16 protein-coding genes and 1 tRNA gene are annotated in these 16,758 nt (G+C 30.1%); 8 read left to right on the top strand and 9 right to left on the bottom strand.

All coding sequences use genetic code 11. The features are described from left to right. Positions 1-32: 32 nt before the first annotated feature. From MED152_RS11630 to MED152_RS11610, 5 genes are all read right to left on the bottom strand, one after another. Positions 33-794, bottom strand: coding sequence for a hypothetical protein (locus MED152_RS11630; RefSeq protein ID WP_015482085.1), 762 nt, complete (start codon positions 792-794; stop codon positions 33-35). Positions 795-855: 61 nt separating this feature from the next. Then, positions 856-3,606 carry a carboxypeptidase-like regulatory domain-containing protein gene (locus MED152_RS11625; RefSeq protein WP_015482084.1) on the bottom strand — a complete coding sequence of 917 codons (2,751 nt, stop codon included), beginning with the start codon at positions 3,604-3,606 and terminating at the stop codon, positions 856-858. A gap of 39 nt (positions 3,607-3,645) precedes the next feature. Beyond that, positions 3,646-4,476 (bottom strand): GLPGLI family protein, encoded by an 831-nt coding sequence (locus tag MED152_RS11620; protein ID WP_015482083.1) that lies wholly within the window; start codon positions 4,474-4,476, stop codon positions 3,646-3,648. Between the two features lie 98 nt (positions 4,477-4,574). Continuing rightward, positions 4,575-5,417, bottom strand: a complete 843-nt coding sequence (locus MED152_RS11615) for a GLPGLI family protein (protein WP_015482082.1) — start codon at positions 5,415-5,417, stop codon at positions 4,575-4,577. A gap of 2 nt (positions 5,418-5,419) precedes the next feature. Beyond that, on the bottom strand, positions 5,420-5,800 hold the full coding sequence (locus MED152_RS11610; RefSeq protein ID WP_041383647.1) for a hypothetical protein: 381 nt from the start codon (positions 5,798-5,800) through the stop codon (positions 5,420-5,422). Positions 5,801-5,921: 121 nt separating this feature from the next. On the opposite strand from MED152_RS11610, the gene MED152_RS11605 reads away from it, so the two are divergent. From MED152_RS11605 to MED152_RS11575, 7 genes are all read left to right on the top strand, one after another. Continuing rightward, a complete protein-coding gene (locus tag MED152_RS11605) occupies positions 5,922-7,526 on the top strand; it encodes a sensor histidine kinase KdpD (protein WP_015482080.1) in 1,605 nt (534 codons plus the stop codon). Then, positions 7,519-8,196, top strand: coding sequence for a response regulator transcription factor (locus MED152_RS11600; protein ID WP_015482079.1), 678 nt, complete (start codon positions 7,519-7,521; stop codon positions 8,194-8,196). Before MED152_RS11605 ends, MED152_RS11600 begins: the two co-directional genes overlap by 8 nt. A 63-nt stretch (positions 8,197-8,259) precedes the next feature. After that, positions 8,260-8,874 carry a deoxynucleoside kinase gene (locus tag MED152_RS11595; protein ID WP_015482078.1) on the top strand — a complete coding sequence of 205 codons (615 nt, stop codon included), beginning with the start codon at positions 8,260-8,262 and terminating at the stop codon, positions 8,872-8,874. 442 nt (positions 8,875-9,316) lie between these two features. After that, positions 9,317-10,180, top strand: coding sequence for an RNA polymerase sigma factor RpoD/SigA (locus MED152_RS11590; RefSeq protein WP_015482077.1), 864 nt, complete (start codon positions 9,317-9,319; stop codon positions 10,178-10,180). A 229-nt stretch (positions 10,181-10,409) separates the two neighbouring features. Continuing rightward, a complete protein-coding gene (gene rpe / locus MED152_RS11585) occupies positions 10,410-11,066 on the top strand; it encodes a ribulose-phosphate 3-epimerase (protein ID WP_015482076.1) in 657 nt (218 codons plus the stop codon). Further along, positions 11,067-12,452 (top strand): exonuclease domain-containing protein, encoded by a 1,386-nt coding sequence (locus tag MED152_RS11580; protein WP_015482075.1) that lies wholly within the window; start codon positions 11,067-11,069, stop codon positions 12,450-12,452. Then, positions 12,433-13,713 carry an FAD-dependent oxidoreductase gene (locus MED152_RS11575; RefSeq protein ID WP_015482074.1) on the top strand — a complete coding sequence of 427 codons (1,281 nt, stop codon included), beginning with the start codon at positions 12,433-12,435 and terminating at the stop codon, positions 13,711-13,713. The genes MED152_RS11580 and MED152_RS11575 overlap by 20 nt, the downstream gene beginning before the upstream one ends. A gap of 38 nt (positions 13,714-13,751) precedes the next feature. On the opposite strand, the gene MED152_RS11570 is transcribed toward MED152_RS11575, so the two are convergent. The 3 genes from MED152_RS11570 to MED152_RS11560 all read right to left on the bottom strand — a co-directional run bounded on the left by MED152_RS11570 (position 13,752) and on the right by MED152_RS11560 (position 14,750). Continuing rightward, positions 13,752-13,825 (bottom strand) — tRNA-Arg (locus MED152_RS11570). An 11-nt stretch (positions 13,826-13,836) separates the two neighbouring features. Next, a complete protein-coding gene (locus MED152_RS11565; protein WP_041383643.1) occupies positions 13,837-14,286 on the bottom strand; it encodes a GatB/YqeY domain-containing protein in 450 nt (149 codons plus the stop codon). A gap of 17 nt (positions 14,287-14,303) precedes the next feature. Then, on the bottom strand, positions 14,304-14,750 hold the full coding sequence (locus MED152_RS11560) for a retropepsin-like aspartic protease (RefSeq protein ID WP_015482072.1): 447 nt from the start codon (positions 14,748-14,750) through the stop codon (positions 14,304-14,306). A gap of 143 nt (positions 14,751-14,893) precedes the next feature. Here MED152_RS11560 and MED152_RS11555 point away from each other — a divergent pair, with 143 nt between their 5' ends. Then, positions 14,894-15,370 carry a hypothetical protein gene (locus tag MED152_RS11555; protein WP_041384018.1) on the top strand — a complete coding sequence of 159 codons (477 nt, stop codon included), beginning with the start codon at positions 14,894-14,896 and terminating at the stop codon, positions 15,368-15,370. A gap of 79 nt (positions 15,371-15,449) precedes the next feature. Here MED152_RS11555 and nqrF read toward each other — a convergent pair whose 3' ends face one another. Then, entirely contained in the window at positions 15,450-16,757 is a 1,308-nt protein-coding gene (nqrF, locus tag MED152_RS11550; RefSeq protein ID WP_015482070.1) for an NADH:ubiquinone reductase (Na(+)-transporting) subunit F, read from the bottom strand. Position 16,758 lies beyond the last annotated feature (1 nt).

Genomic DNA, 16,758 nt, shown 5'->3' with positions numbered 1-16,758 from the left:
ACCACTAAATTGTAAACGAAAAATAATAGACTTTAGTTTTTGGCAATTGCTTTTATTTTACGAATATTTTTCATTCTTTGCCAAGCTTCTCTGTGCCTCTGTTTATACAACCAAAGCGTACCTAAATCTAGCAAAAAATAAAACAAACTAATACCACTTGGCGGATTTGCACTTGGCAAAAATGGCACTACATTCCAGGCAGTTGTTGGCCAAAACCAACATTTATAGTAAGTACCTACCAACTCTAAAACCACAACAGATGCATACATTGTAAGGTAAAAAAGTCGCTCTTTTGATTTATTTCTCAGAATTAATAATGTTGCAACTGTCATTACAAAACCAAAAACATCATTCTTAAATATTAAAAATAATGTGGCGTAAATACTTATGGCTATTATTAAAAAAGTTTCAATTTGTTTTCTTCTAACTTTTATTGAGGCTGCTTTTGAAAAACACAGAACTGCTATGTATACAAAAGCATGACCAAAAGGAATGTAATGTGGCACATTTTCTAACCTATATGTATACATACCCAATAAAACAGAAAACAAATACTCACCAAAAAAACCAATAAGAACAGCAGAAATCATTTGTTCTTTTAATCTCGGTGTTACTTTAAAAAATGTGATAAAAAATACAATGAGCATTAAAGCATTAGCATAAAACTGAGCGTTTTCAGTAATTCTTACCAAGTAAAAACTATCTAAAAATAAACCTACCACAAAAAACAAATAGAGTAAACCCAATGTTTTAAAGGTTGCATATAAAGGCGATTTTGATGCTAATAAACTCATTTGGCTAAAATAAAAAAATGGCTCAAGAATGAGCCATTTTTATAATTAAAGATTTTGGTTGTTATAATTGATAACGCACTCTAAAACTTACAAATCTTGGTAAGATAAAACGTTCATTTAACGTAAATGCAAATACACTTTGGCTTACTGACGCTTCTGAACCAGTTGCTAAAAGGTTGTTCCCAACAATTTCATACTCCCATTTTGCATCACTATCTTTTCTGTACGCCAATTTAGCATTCCATAAGCTAAATGAGTTCGTAGAAACACCATCTTGTCTTTGGTCTGTGTAAGAAAAGTCTGAAGTTAACGTAACAGATTTCCAGATATATGCATCAAAATCTATAGATGGGGTATGTCTTACTGTTTTAATGATATCTGGTCTTGCACTGTTTTCTTGATTATTGAACCCAATATTATAACGTATAGTTACGTTTGGTGCCTTTCTAAAATTAGTACCTACTCTAGCACTAAAACTGTAATTATTGTTAATATTTGTGTTGTCTAAATTATTTATAAACTGGTAACTCTTGCTGTAGTTATAGGTACCTCCTAAACGTGTTTGAATTTTACCAAATGTTTTCCCAGCAAATAAAAGGCCTGTAAAACTTTCATTATCTAATGGCGAGTTAATAGAATTACTACTAGAAACTACTGAACCTGGTTCAAAAATTGTATTTCTGTTCACTTGATTCATCGTTTTAGTATAGTTAATTCTAGAAAAAACATTACTATTATTGAATAAGTTAAAACTGCTATAATTTAAACTCACATTATGAAAACTAGCATTTAACAATTCTGCATTTCCAGAAAAGAAAGAATCATAACTATTGGCAACAATACCTCTTGCTATTTGATTCACATCTGTAAAATTAACCTGTTGTCTATAACTAAATCTTAGGCTTTCACTTTGTTTAAACTGCGCAATTGCTTCAAATTCTGGTAATAGTTTAAAGAATTTATCTTCAAATGTTTCTAAACCATACTGTGTGTTATTAGAATTGTAAGAGTGCAATGTAAAACCAGGAGTAACTGTAAAGATTCCCGTTCTTAATCTATATCTTAATCCTGCATAAATATCAGTAAAATTATACTCAGTATCATTTGTAGTTTGTGGATCTACAATACCTGGAATAGTTGGATTAGGATCTAACTCTGCACCATTATCTAAAATTTGAAAAAATCGAGAATCAAAATTTTGCTTACTTAAGATAGTACCAGCCACAAAGTTTAAATTACTTTTCTGATTTAAAATATAGTAATAATCTAATTTTGCATCTAGTTGATTCGATTTTACTCTTCTATCTTGCTCTAAAGTATAGAACGCATTAGACCTATCTAAACCTAGAGTTTCTGCAGCATCATCAAAACCATCATTATCGACATCATCATTATTGTTAGGATCATTTTCTAATGAAGCTATATAAAACGGATCTTCATCTTGCAATAAGTGTTTTACTTCTAAAGCAAAAATACTTTTCTCACTTGCTGTATAGAAATAACTAAAATCTTGATTTATGGTGTATGGTGTTGCTTTCTCATATTGAGATATATCACTCAAAACTCTAGAATCTACAGCTTCATTACTAAACTCGTTTGAAAAACGCCCAGAAATGTTATAATTCAATTGATTATTAAAATCTTTCTTATATACTGTACTAAACCTAAACAAACCAGTGTTACTTGTTTGATTTGTTTGGGTATCTCTAAATTCATCTGGAATTGTAGGATCTACATAATCGATATCAGAAATATTTCTTTGTCCATTGCTATTTCCAGACCAAATTAAAAATCCGCTTAAATCTAATTTAGGATTTGGAGAATAACTAAAATTTAAAGCGGTTAACTTTGTTTCAATTCTATTTGCATTTCTTGCACCAGCATTTAAAAAGCTAATACCTGCATCTCCTAAACTAATATTTGTACCATTAGAAGGACTCTGACTTTGGAAACTACCTCCAAAACTTCTAGCATCTCGTCTACTTATGACAACATCACCAAGATTATTTACATCACCAATAATATTAATGGTATATTTTGGGGTATAGTAAAATAATTTAGGCTGAAATAAGTATAAAGTTTCATCTTGAGATTGACCTCCACCAGCTGAAATATCTCCAAACCAAAAGTTCTTTTTACCTTCCTTTAGTTTTATATTTATGGCAACTCTGTCTTGGTTATTTTGTACACCACTTAACTGGCTTACATTCGAGTAATTTCTTAAAACCTGAATTTTATCAACTGCATTAGAAGGGATATTTTCTGTAGCTAATTTAGTGTCTCCACTAAAAAACTCTTTACCATCAACCATAATTTTTTCTACGGCTTTACCTTCTACTTCTATTTGCCCTGCATCATTAATTTCTACACCTGGTAGTTTTTCTAATACATCTTTAAGTTTTCTTTCTGAACCATTTTTAAAGGAATCTGCATTGTAAATAATGGTATCACCTTTAACAGTAACCGGCATTTTTGCTACAATATTTATACCCTCTAACATATTGTCTTCATACAATGTGTAATTTTTAGACATGTCAGTAGTTCCTGTTTTTAAGTTCTGGCTAATTTCTTTAAAACCAACATAACTAATTTTAATATTGTAAACCGTGTTTTTAGCTAAGTCTAGTTTAAAAACACCTTTCGAGTCTGTAAAACCATAAGATGCAATTCTTTTAGCTACAGTATCTAAAGCAATAACGTTTGCCATTTCTAATGGCTCTCCAATAGAATCTTTTACAACTCCAGAGAATTTAATTTGGGCACTAGTAGCCCAAGACACCATAAAAATGGCGATAAGTAGTAGTTTTTTCATGTGTAAATGTGTTTAAGTTAGATAGAGTTTAAGTTTTATTTAAAATCCTCTTCCTCCTCCTCTACGTCTGTTTTGGAAACGCTCTTTAAGTTCTTCTGTTTTTACTTTGATAATTTTGTTGTACTCTTCTCTAGAAACTTTTTTACCTTTTTTAGGTTTTTCTATCTCTACAGGTTCAGACGGATTGATTACAATCTCAGTACATAACATTGTAGTTCTATCTGCATTTAATTCTAAAATTAAACCAGGTAAACCCCAATAAGATTCAGGACCTGAACTTACAGGAATTTGAGGTGTGTACCATGCAGTAACATTTAGCATTTTTGGTGCTTCTTTATCTTCCGTTTTTGTAGAATCTTTTGGCTGGTTTCTTCTACCTCTTCTAAAAATACCTCCCCAATCAATTTTTGTATCTACAGTGGTCATTGTTGCTTTGTATACTGTGTACTGACCAATCTTTTTGCTTTCTGTACCTAGCTCCCATTTTGGTTGCTCCATTGGCTCAACAACTAAAAAACGTTTGCTAAACTGCTCTACGTCTTCAATCATTTCACGATCTTGAAGGTTTTTGTAAATAGAACCTTGACCATTACTTGCACCCCATCTTGGACCTGATGTTCCTGGAGCATCTAATTTTACTTCTTCTTTAAAAGATGATTCATTTTTATTAAAACTTAATGTGTAAGTTTTTTCTAAAAAATTCTTCATACGAGCCATAATTTGCTTTTTCTGCTGCTCGCTCATTTGATCTCCAAACCTACTCATATCCATAGTAGTTTTAGACATATAGGTTGCTTTACCCTGAAAATCTTTCTGCGCAAAAGTTGCAACTGTTACAAATGCCAAAAAGAGTGTTAGTAATGATTTCATGTTTATTTTTTTAAATTTTAACCAAAAATACTTGTATAATATGTGCTAAGACTTAAAAAAACCTTAAAAGTTTAAATTCATTAGGAAAACTTTAACACTTAGCCTCCCATTTTAATATTAATCCCATTACCTAAATCTACTCCCTTTCTGCTCTTAAACTTCTCCATCATTTCGTCTGATTTCTGTTTTTGAATTTTATCGAACTTCTTTTTACTTACAACTTTACCTTTAGTTGGCTCTTCTATTACAACCGTTTTTTCTGGATTAAGCACAATTTCTGTACAAACAATTAAATTTTTACCATCATTAATTTCTAAAATTAAACCTGGTAAACCTTGGTAGTTTTTAGGGCCATTACTTATTGGAACTTGAGTTGTATACCAAGCAGTTGTTGTTACAGTTTCTGTAGTTTTAGTTTCTTTAGATTCACCATTAATCATACTTATTTTAACATTTTCTACTTCTTCTGTAGATGTTGCTTTATAACAAGTATACATTCCAATATTTTTAGTTTCAGAAGAAAGCTCCCAATTGTACTGCTTAAGTTTATCTTTTACTAAAAAGGGTTTACCCATAATGGCTGTTTTATTTGCAAATTTTTGATCTTTTATATTTTTATAATAAATATCTGTACTACCTGAACCACCAAAAGACATTACCATTACTCCACTTCTATTTGCTTGAGGATTTGGGTTATCTAATTTCACGTCTTCTTTATAGGTAGATGTAGTTTTATCAAACTCAAGAATAAACGTTTTCTGATTCATTTTTTGCATTCTTTTCTTAAGCTCCTCTTGCATTTTATCGGTTATTCCTTTTTGATTTTTACCAAATTTAATAGTCGATTTTCTACTAGTTTTATACGTAGCTCTACCACTAAATTCTTGAGCTGAAATTGTAGCTACAAAAAGTAGCATTAAACCTGTTAGTATTGCTTTCATAATTATTTATTTTGATATTTATTGTATACTTTAATTAAACCTTTTATTCCTTTTTTCGATTTTTTAATCAGACTATCAATATCTTCAGTTTTGCCTTCAACTGAAAACTTACCTGCAATTTTCACGTTCTTACTTTTTTGTTTATTCATATTAATGGCAAAACTCATTTTAATCATATCTTCTTCACCATTAGTTTCAAAAATACTCTTAATTTCTTTCCAATCAATATCTTTCAATTCATCTACAGAATTTACATCAAAAGATAAAGAGGTTAATTTAACTTGTGAATTGTAATTGTAATTTTCTTTTAACGCTATATTCTTGGATTGTGCAAAACCGATATATGATATTAAGGCTATGCATAAGGTGATCATTTTTTTCATAATTTTTAGTTTTATTTGGTTACACTACAAAGATGTGAAGTATTCTTATATTTTAAAGTTAACGAATGTTAACGAGTGTTAACCGACTGTTTTTATAGTTTTTACCTCTTATATTTGCTACATGAACACCAAAAAATACACTTGGATCTTTTATTTTATTGCAGCAACGATATTAACAACTATTGCTGTACAAATCTTTTGGAACTATAAAAACTACCAAGAAAACAAACAACGCGTAAAAAATGAAATTCAACTAAGTTTAGATTCTGCTGTTGAAATCTATTATTCCAATTTAGCCAAAAAAGATTTTTTAACCATTTTAAGACCAGGAGAAGATAAAGTAGATATTAAATTCTCTACAGAAGGTTCTTATGATTCAATTATTAAAAACATATGGACAAAAAAGGAAAAAGAAATAAAACCGAAATTTACCATTAGCAATATAAAAATAACTTCGGATGACGATCTTTCTCAACAGCAGTTAGATTCTATGATGAATGACATGAAAGATTTTGCCAATGAACTGCAAAGTGATAAGTTAAAGGATGCTAAAAGAAAAACTGACACCTCAATTTTATTTACACAATTTACAGACGAGAAAAATGGATTTTCTGTAGACAAAAATGGTAAAAAATCTGAAATACAATATTTTAAAGGAAAAAAATCTGCAGACAGTTTAAAGTTAATTAAGAACTTAAAACCAATGTTTATTTCTTTTTTCGACAATTCTTTAGACTATAAAAAAATAGACTCTTTAATTGACAATCAATTGAGTCAAAAAGGAATTGATTTAACAACTAGTTTTCATCATATAAAGAATGATACAATTTTTCATCAAACTAGAGACTCTTTACTTACATCAGAAACTTTTGTAGCTGTATCAAAATCAACCTATGTAAAAGAGAATCAACGTTTTGAATTACTTTACACCAATCCAAACATAGAAGCTTTAAAAAGAAGTTTTGGCGGAATTTTTATATCCTTAATTTTGTCTTTGCTAATTATTTCTTGTCTTTTTTATCTATTAAAAATCATTACAAAACAAAAACAATTAGCGAGCATTAAAAACGATTTAATCAGCAATATTACTCACGAATTTAAAACTCCAATTGCAACTGTATCCACAGCTTTAGAAGCTATTTCTAATTTTAATGTTTTAGATGATAAAGAAAAAACGCAAAGGTATTTGGCAATGTCTAGCATACAATTAAAAAAACTACATCAAATGGTAGAAAAATTGTTAGAAACTGCAACCTTAGATAGTGAGCAACTAGTGCTTAAAAAAGAAAATGTAGATATTGTAGAAATGACCGAAAAAATTGTTCAAAAGCACAAACTACTCTCTAATAATAAGCAAATAACTTTTGCAACAAATAAACAGCCTGTTTATTTGCACGTAGATGTTTTTCATTTTGAAAATGTTATTTCAAATCTAATTGATAATGCAGTAAAGTATGGAGGAAATGAAATAGAAATTAATATCAGTTCTATTTTAAAATCTACAGAAATCAGTATTAATGATAATGGAACTGGTATAGATAAAAGTCAGCAAGAAAAAATATTCGATAAATTTTATAGAATACCTAAAGGAAATACACACGATGTTAAAGGTTTTGGAATTGGTTTATACTACTGCAAAAAAATAGTAGAAAAGCATCTTGGTCAACTTACATTGCAATCAAACAAAGAACAAACTTCTTTTAAAATTTTGATACCAAATGGATAAAATAAAAGTGCTTTTGGCAGAAGACGAAACTAGCTTAGGTATGATTGTTAAAGAAAGTTTAGAAAGTAGAGACTTTGTAGTTTATCATGCAGAAAATGGTGAAGAAGCCTCAGAAATTTATACCAAAAATGAACCAGACATTTTGGTGTTAGATGTTATGATGCCTAAAAAAGATGGTTTTACTTTAGCCAAAGAAATAAGAGAAACTAACAAAAGTATCCCTATAATATTCTTAACTGCAAAATCTCAAACAGCAGATGTTTTAGAAGGTTTTAACTTAGGTGGTAATGATTACCTTAAAAAGCCTTTTTCTATGGAAGAACTTATTGTGAGAATAAAAGCCTTGTTAAGTAGAATAGAAGTTAAAACCAATTTAGAACTTATAAAAATTGGTAATTACATTTTCAACTTCACCAAACAAACTTTAGAGTTCGATGATGTAAAGGTAAACCTAACACATAGAGAAGCAGAATTACTATTACATCTTAACAACAAAAAAAATCAGGTTTTAGATAGAACTTTTATCTTAAATAAACTTTGGGGAAATGATGATTTCTTTAATGCAAGAAGCATGGATGTTTTTATAAGTAAGCTTAGAAAAAAGCTTAAAAAAGACGATAATATTCAAATTTTAAATATTAGAGGTTTTGGTTATAAATTAATCTGTTAAGCTTTTTTACTCTATTATTTTTAGTAATTTAGCACACCTTTATAACTTATAGAACAATAAACAATGCACGTTGCAATAGCAGGAAATATAGGCGCAGGTAAAACTACGCTAACCAAATTATTAGCCAAACATTACAAATGGAAACCTCATTTTGAATCTGTAGATGAAAATCCGTATTTAGATGATTTTTATGGAGAAATGGAACGTTGGTCTTTTAACCTTCAAGTTTATTTTTTAAACAGTCGTTTTCGTCAGATTTTAGAATTAAGAGAAACAGGTAAAAACATCATACAAGATAGAACCATTTATGAAGATGCACATATTTTTGCACCTAACTTACATGCAATGGGCTTAATGACAAATAGAGATTATAGCAATTATAGCTCTCTTTTTGAGTTGATGGAAAACTTAGTTTCACCTCCAGATTTATTAATTTATTTAAGAGCAGACATTTCAACATTGGTAGGTCAAATTCATAAAAGAGGCAGAGAATATGAAAACTCTATTAGTATAGACTATTTAAGTAGATTGAATGAACGTTATGAAGCCTGGATTTCTACCTACACAAAAGGTAAATTATTAGTAATAGATGTAGATAATTTAGACTTTGTACAAAACCAAGAAGATTTAGGATATATTATAGATAGAATTGATTCTCAGATCAATGGACTTTTCTAAATAGAAAAAAAACGAAATCGATATAGAAAATTAAAGAGACCGTAAAAACGGTCTCTTTTTTTGTGATTAACATCACTCATGATAGATAGTCCCCCAACTTTCTATCAAGCTTTTATTGAATTAGATCAATGCTTGACATTTAAAAAAATTAAATTTTTTCAGAAATAAGTCTAAAAACCTAATATTATGACACTTACAGAATTAATAAGTAGTTTTATTTTTAATCAAAGACAAAGATACCTTTAAATTCTTAAATTTCAAATAATATTTTAGAATCCATAACTATTTTTTTAAAGCCTCAAAAGCCTTTGTTTCTACGCTTTTTACAGTATCCGAAAAAGAATAATTAAAAAAATAAAATTATTTTGTAACATTTACTTAAAATTCAACGTATAAGTATTTGAGGATGATTATCACCTCTTTTAAAAGTAGAAAGAATTAGATGAGACAACTTAAGATTACAAAGCAGGTTACTAACAGAGAAACTGCATCCCTAGACAAATACTTACAAGAAATTGGTAAAGTAGACCTAATTACTGCAGATGAAGAAGTAGAATTGGCTCAGCTTATTAAAGCTGGAGACCAAAGAGCATTAGAGAAACTTACAAAAGCTAATTTACGTTTTGTGGTTTCTGTAGCAAAGCAATATCAAAATCAAGGGTTAACGTTACCAGATTTAATTAACGAGGGTAACTTAGGTTTAATCAAAGCTGCAAAACGTTTTGATGAAACTCGTGGATTTAAATTTATCTCTTATGCTGTTTGGTGGATTCGTCAATCAATCTTACAAGCATTAGCAGAACAATCTAGAATTGTACGTTTACCATTAAATAAAATTGGTTCTATTAATAAAATTAACAAAATGTATGCGTTTTTAGAGCAAGAAAACGAAAGACCTCCAAGTCCTGAAGAAATTGCTAAAAAACTAGACATGACAGTTAATGACGTTAAAGAATCTATGAAAAATTCAGGACGTCACGTATCTATGGATGCACCTTTAATTGAGGGTGAAGATTCAAATTTATACGACGTTTTAAATTCTGGTGAATCTCCAAATCCAGACCGTGTATTATTACACGAATCTTTACGTATAGAAATTAACAGAGCATTAGAAACGCTTACACCAAGAGAAGCAGATGTTGTTAAATTATACTTTGGTTTAGGTGAGCACCAACCAATGACCTTAGAAGAAATTGGTGAAACTTTCGATTTAACTCGTGAACGTGTTCGTCAAATTAAAGAAAAAGCAATAAGAAGATTAAAACATACTTCTAGATCTAAAATTTTAATGACTTACTTAGGGTAAGCATTCAAATTCATACAGCTTAAAACTCTCAAATTAATTTTTGAGAGTTTTTTTTTGAAGCTATTTCCTGCTTTCCATTTTATCTTTTTAGATAAAGCAGATTTTCATCTGTTTACCTTAAAAGGATGCCATTACAATCAGGGCTAAACTATTTGCCAAAGAATTTAAATTAATTCAAACTAAGTTCTTTACCTAATTAATTATCTTTGCAAAAAATAACAACACACTAATGAGTAATTTAATAGCACCTTCAATACTAGCAGCAGATTTTGCTAACTTACAAAGAGATATAGAAATGGTAAATAATAGTGAAGCAGATTGGTTTCACATAGATATTATGGATGGCGTTTTTGTGCCAAACATCTCTTTTGGAATGCCAGTATTAAAAGCAATTACACAACATGCAAAAAAAACGATTGACGTTCATTTAATGATTGTAAATCCAGATCAATACATACAAACTTTTGCAGACTTAGGTGCAGATATTTTAACTGTACATTATGAAGCGTGCACACACCTGCACAGAACAATTCAAGCTATTAAAGCAGCAGGATTGAAAGCAGGAGTTGCTTTAAATCCTCATACACCAATTGCAGTTTTAGAAGATATTATAGAAGATTTAGACATGGTTTGTTTAATGAGTGTTAACCCTGGTTTTGGTGGGCAATCATTTATAGAAAATACTTACAAAAAAGTAAGTCAATTAAAACATTTAATTGAGTTTACAGAATCTAACTGTCAAATAGAAATTGATGGTGGAGTTACCAATAAAAATGCAAATGCTTTAATAGAAGCTGGTGCTAATGTACTAGTTGCAGGTAGTTATGTTTTTAAGAGCGATAACCCAACAGAAACCATTGCAGATTTAAAAAATATTATTGCCTAATTGTATACAGTAATAGACATAGAAACCACAGGTAATGGCTTTAAGGGTCAAAAAATTACTGAGATTTCTATTTTTGTTTTTGATGGTAAAAAAATAATTGATGAGTTTACATCCTTAATAAATCCAGAACAAAATATACCTCCATTTATTACAAATCTAACTGGTATTACAAATGCTATGGTTAGGTATGCACCTAAATTTCATGAAATTGCTAAAAAAGTAGAAGAGCTTACAAGAGATACTATTTTTGTAGCGCATAATGTAAATTTCGATTACAATATTATTAGAGATGAGTTTAAAAGTTTAGGATTTGATTTTAAACGTAAAAAACTTTGTACTGTTCGTTTATCGAGAAAAATAATGCCTGGTTTACGTTCTTATAGTTTGGGTAATATTTGTATAGATGAAAATATACCTATTAATGGCAGACACAGAGCAAAAGGTGATGCAGAAGCAACAACAGAATTATTTAGAAGACTTATTGAAAGAGATGATAGTTTTATCATCAATTCATTTTTGAATCCGCGTTCACGCCAAGCAACCTTACCTCCTTTATTAGATAAAAAGGTGGTAGATAATTTACCAGAAACTTTTGGAGTGTACTATTTTAAAAATAGTGCTAAAGAAATTATTTACGTTGGTAAAGCAAACAATATAAAGCAAAGAGTAATAAGTCATTTTTACGATAAAAAGAAAAAAGAAAGAGAAATGTGCTTAGAAACTGCACACTTATCTTACACAGAAACTGGAAGTGAACTTTTGGCTCTTTTATTAGAATCATCAGAAATTAAAACAAAATTTCCTAAATATAACAGATCACAGAAAAATAGTAATTCTGCCATTGGCCTATTTTCTTATGAAGATCAAAAGGGAATTTTACATTTGGCGTTTAATAAGCTAAAATTGACACCAAACCCAATAATGACTTTCTATTCAGTTTCTGAATGCAGAGCTTTTTTAGAAAGTTTATGTACCGAGTATCAATTATGCCCTAAATATTGTCATTTGCAAACCAATGTTAAAAGCTGCTTTAGTTATCACTTACAAAATTGTAATGGTGTTTGTATTGATAAAGAAGATGTAGCTACGTATAATTTACGTGTACAAAAAGCAATTGCTACTGTAGGTTTTGAAGCTAAAAATTTGGTTATTAAAGAAACTGGAAGAAATGAGCACGAAATAGGTTTTACACTAATTTTAGATGGCTCTTACAAAGGTTTTGGGTATATTGATAAAAGTCAAGCTGAAGAATTAGAACAGCCAGAAGATTATCAATTCTTTTTACAACCAAAGAGAGACAATAGAGATGTACAAAGAATTTTAACTGCATATTTGAAAAAGAATTCTAAAGAAAAACAGGAAGAAAATGGAGAAATCAGCTTATAAAATAAATATAATTGGTGCAGGAGTTAGTGGTTTAATTGCGGCTCAAATCTTAGAAAACTACGGATATCATCCAACTATTATAGAAGCTACAGAAAAAGTGGGTGGTCGTGTAAAATCTGACCATTTTCAAGGCTATACTTTAGACCGTGGTTTTCAAGTTTTACTAACCTCTTATCCTGTAGCAAAAAAGTATTTAGATTACAAAGCATTAGACTTGCAAGAGTTTTTGCCTGGAGCAACCATTTTTAAAAATGGTAAACAACAAACTATTGGAGATCCTTTAAGAAAAATATCACTTTTATTACCTACGTTACTTTCGAATATTGGTACACTTTCTGATAAAGTGAAAGTATTAAAATTAAACACACTTTTAAAGAAAAAAGAGATTGCTACTATATTCAAAGAAGATGAAAAAACAACACTACAATATTTAGAAGATTTTGGTTTTTCTGAAGAAATTATAAATGATTTTTTCAAACCATTTTTCTCTGGTATATTTTTAGAACCAAATTTGGACACTTCTAGTAGAATGTTTGAATTTGTATATAAAATGTTTGGAGATGGATTAGCTGTTTTACCAAAAAAGGGAATTCAAGAGATATCAAATCAATTAAAAAGTAAATTAAAAAACACCAGTTTTTTATTCAACTCTAAAGTTCAAGAGGTAAAAAACAATGCGATTTTATTAGAGGATGGTAAAGAAATAAAAAGTCATATCACCATAATTGCAACAGAAGCAAGTTCTCTAATTTCCAATCTAAAAAATCAAGAAACAGTTTGGAAAAGTTGTGATACACTATACTTTGAAACCGAACAAAGAGTGATTCAAAAACCACTAATTGGTTTAGTAGCAAATAAGGATGCATTAGTAAACAATATTTTCTATCATACAAGTGTTGCCACAGATGCTAAAAACACAAAAGAACTATTATCGGTTATAGTTGTAAAAAATCATCAATTATCAGAAGAACATTTAATTGAAAAGGTTCAGAAAGAGTTAAATGATTATTGTAAAATAACTAATGCTAAATTTTTAAAGAGATATCAAATTAAAAACGCATTGCCTAATCTTACTAATATTCAATATGAAATTTCTAGTACAGAAACCAAATTAAAATCAACCATATTTTTAGCAGGAGATCAATTGTTAAATGGTTCTTTAAATGCTGCTATGATTTCTGGTGAAAGAGCTGCTTTGGGTGTTATACAAACTTTAGAAGATGGCTTAATTGTAGATGAACTGACTTCTGAATATCAATAAAAAACTCAAAGCAATTAAATTTACTTTGAGTTTTTCTGTGACTACAGCAGGATTCAAACCTGCAACCCTCAGAGCCGAAATCTGATATTCTATTCAGTTGAACTATGTAGCCCTTTTTTGAATTTATGCTAAATTCTTTTTTACAAGCGTAGAAATTGTTTTACCATCTGCTTGACCTGAAAGTTTCTTAGATACAACTCCCATAACCTTACCCATGTCTTTCATACCTTCAGCATTTAAGTCGGCAATGGTTGCTTTAACTACTTTTTCAATTTCCTCTTCAGATAAAGCTTCAGGTAAGAACTGCTCTAAAACAGCTATTTCTGCCAATTCAGGTGCAGCTAAATCTTCTCTACCTTGCTTTAAGAAAATAGCAGCACTGTCTTTTCGTTGTTTAACTTGCTTCTGAATAATTTTCAATTCTTGTTCTTCAGAAATTTCTTCTTGAGCTCCAGACTCAGTTTTAGCCAATAAAAAAGCAGATTTTACAGCTCTTAACGCTTGTAAAGCAACAGTATCTTTTGCTTTCATTGCCTCTTTCATTTTTGTCATTACCTGTTTTTGTAAACTCATATTCTTTGTATTAAATTTTATTTTTTCTTCTTTAAATATAAAACGTGTTGTTTGTAGTCTATAAATGCTTTTCCTTTCTCTAGAATATCAGCACCTATAATACCATGTACTTTCTTAGCATTGTGTTGTTCTAAGGCAGTATTTACATGCTCAAGGTTAAATAATACTAAATGACTTTTATTTGTTTTCCAGTCGCCAATTTTTAAATTATTTCCTTTAGATTGTTGTGTCTCCATTCCTGTGGCTCCTGCTCCTGCAGCCTTAGTTTCACTCTCTTCTGCGTCCAACTTAAAAAAACTAATCAGGTCTAAACCAACGCATGAATTAGATGCGCCAGTATCTAGAATAAACCTACCTTTAACTCCGTTAATTTTGGCTTTTAATTCTAAGTGATTTGTTGCAATTTTTTTCAGTTTGATTTTTACATAATTCTTCCTAGAAAGAATCTTGTCAATACTTCTCATGGAGTGGCTTTAGTTTTTCAAAAGTACAATTTATAAAAAGTAGATAAAAATAGATTGAAAACAATTTAGACCAATAATTTAACTTTCAATTTTTTTAATAGTTTTAAAGATTTCTTATCTTTAAAAAGCAAAATTAAATGATGATGAAGACTTCTAAACGACTGGAACAAGCCTTAACTAAATTATACAATGCGTATCATAACAAGCAACTAAATCCAGAAGATTGTGCTGCATGTGCAGTAGGTAATATATTGGACAATCATGATAGTTGGAAACATTTATCTAATGATCATGGTTCTTTAGAATTAAGCTATGTAGGTAGGGTGCATCAAAATTTGGGACGCAAATTCAATGGGTACACTCCCCTAGAGATTTTAAAAATAGAGAAAGTCTTTTTAGAGGCTTGTGGATTTGAAACTCCTTTATGCCATTACAATATAAAGCCAAAAAATCCCACAGCAAATGATGTGCTTTTTAACGGACTTTGTGCTGTGATTTCTCTATTGTGTGAATTAGATCAAGTTGAGGATGTAATGGATTTATCTAAGTTATTTGAGCAAGAAAATGGAGAACCTATTTATCACTTAAAAACATTTTTAAATGAAACTATTTTAGCATAGTTTTTCCTTAATTCTTTTAAGCATAAACAAAAAAAAGACCAACATAATTGTTGGTCTTTTTTATCTATATGAAGAATTTCTATCCTCCAAAATCGTCAAATCTGATGTGTTCATCTGGTATTCCAAAATCTTCACCCATTTTCTGAACAGCTTTGTTCATTAACGGTGGTCCACAGAAATACAACTCAATATCTTCTGGAGATTCATGATGACTTAGGTAATTATCGATTACACAATTATGAATAAAGCCAACAAAACCATCACCTTCATCATTAATATCTTTTTTAACTTTCCAATTATCCTCCTCCATTGGTTCTGATAACGCTAAATAAAATTTAAAGTTTGGAAATTCCTTCTCTAAATCTCTAAAGTGATCTAAGTAAAATAGTTCTCTCTTAGAACGACCTCCATACCAATAAGTCACTTTTCTACCTGTTTTTAAGGTTTTGAATAAGTGATACAAGTGAGAACGCATTGGAGCCATACCAGCACCACCACCAACATATAACATTTCTGAATCTGATTCGTTGATGAAGAATTCTCCATAAGGACCAGAAATTACACACTTATCACCTTTCTTTAAGTTAAAGATGTAAGAAGATGCAACACCAGGATTAACATCCATCCAATCACCTTTAGCTCTATCAAAAGGTGGAGTTGCAATACGAACATTTAACATGATTTCTCTACCTTCTGCAGGGTAAGAGGCCATAGAATACGCTCTTTCTACAGTTTCTGTATTCTTCATTACTAATGGCCAAAGTTTAAACTTGTCCCATTCAGCTTGAAATTTATCTGGAGTTTCATGCTCTTCTGGGTGAGCTGTAATGTCCATATCAGAAAACTTAACTTCACAAGGAGGTATTTCAATCTGAATATAACCACCTGCTTTATAGCCCATGTCTTCAGGAATTTCTACTACAAATTCCTTAATAAATGAAGCTACATTGTAATTTCTTACAACTACAGCATCCCATTTTTTAATTCCGAATACTTCTTCTGGAATTGTAATGTTCATGTCTTGTTTTACTTTAACCTGACATGCTAAACGTGCTCCTGCTTTTAATTCTTTCTTAGTAAAGTGAGGTACTTCAGTTGGTAAAGCTTCTCCTCCACCTTCTAAAACATGACACTCACATTGTATACAAGAACCTCCACCACCACAAGCTGATGGTAAAAAGATTTTTTCGTTACCTAATGTTGTTAATAACGTACTTCCTGAACCTACTTCTAAAGTCTTTTCACCATTAATTGTAATGGTTACTGGACCAGAAGGAGATAACTTCTGCTTCACAAACAACAATAAAGCAACTAATATTAAAGTAATTAGTAAAAAAGCTGCTACTGTTGCAATAACTGTACCTGTTGTACCTGCTGCTAATATCATT

The organism is Polaribacter sp. MED152, assembly GCF_000152945.2.
In the GTDB taxonomy this organism is placed as follows: Bacteria; Bacteroidota; Bacteroidia; order Flavobacteriales; family Flavobacteriaceae; genus Polaribacter.
The sequence above is the reverse complement of the archived record's forward strand: the minus strand, read 5'-3'. Positions and strand labels throughout refer to the sequence as shown.